This window comes from Roseateles sp. P5_E11 (genome assembly GCF_054049355.1).
In genome coordinates this window covers 1-1,132 of the sequence record NZ_JBFUMO010001029.1, presented here as the reverse complement: position 1 = coordinate 1,132, position 1,132 = coordinate 1, and the positions used below count along the sequence as shown (strand labels likewise).

Genomic DNA, 1,132 nt, shown 5'->3' with positions numbered 1-1,132 from the left:
CTTACGACCTGCGCGTGCCCGGTCTGGCCTTGCTGGCACACCCTGTGCACGACTGTGCTGCTGTCGAACAGGCGTTGCGCGCCCAGGTTCAGGGCTTCTATCAATTGAGCGGGCTGCAGTGCGCGCATTCGCGCGAATGACGCGCCTTCTTTTTGGAGATCGACGCAGCGCGTGGTCGCAAGCGTTGCGCTCGCCACGCGCCTTCCTGTGGGTCATGGGCATGCTGGTCCTGCCCCAAATGCCGTTCTGGCTCGCTGGCACCGGTTTTGCGTTGCAGCGGCCGGTCTTCAATCTTGACCTGGTCCTGGCGGCTGCGCTGCTGTGCTGGCGCTGGCAAGTAGGGTTGCCGGTCCTGGTGGTTGCGCTCGGACTGGATCTGCTGCGATCCGCATCACTGGCCTATCACTTCGCCACCCCGGCGGAACTCCTGGCGAGTTTTCAATTTGCCGGCCTGGTGGAGGTGCGGCAGATTCTTTCCTGGCCCCTCATCGCGGGCCTGGCTGGACTCGCGGTGTCAATCAGCCTGCTGGCGTGGCTGGCGGCCCGGGGGCGTCAAGCGCCCTGGCTGCTGCTGGCCGCCGCGCCCTTGCTTTATGGCGCAGACGCCCTGAACGGCAGTTCTCAGCTCTTCGGATTCGGTGCGGATCGGGCACGCTCAAGCATCAACCTGGCCGGGAGCGCCGGCTGGAACGTCTATGCCAGTTGGCGGGTTACTCATGCGCTCGCGGCTCGACCGATGGAGCCCTTGCCCAATCCCAAGGCCTACCGCGCCATCCTTGCATGGATGCAAGAGCACCCGCAGGGCAGCGTGCTCGTCGTTGTCGTGGAATCGATGGGGCGACTCAATGCACCGAAAGTGGACGACTGGCTGCGTCGGCAGTTCATCACCGAGCGGCTTGGCGCACGCTGGCAGGTCGACGAGGTGGATGAGGACTTCTTTGGATCCACCACGCGCGGCGAGCTCCGGACCTTGTGCGGAGTCAATGGGCACTATTCACGTCTTACACCCGAAACTGCGTCGAGGTGTCTGCCCCAACTCGCCTTGGAGGCGGGAAGTGAGGTCCATGGCCTGCATGGCTTCACCATGCGGATGTTCGATCGCCAGGACTGGTGGCCACGCATTGGTCTGCGA

Annotated in this window: 1 protein-coding gene; it reads left to right on the top strand. The window is 64.2% G+C overall.

The window, feature by feature from the left end; translation table 11 throughout:
- Nucleotides 1-136: 136 nt before the first annotated feature.
- On the top strand, nt 137-1,132 hold a 996-nt coding region (locus ACXJKR_RS33140; RefSeq protein ID WP_457326473.1), incomplete at its 3' end, for a hypothetical protein.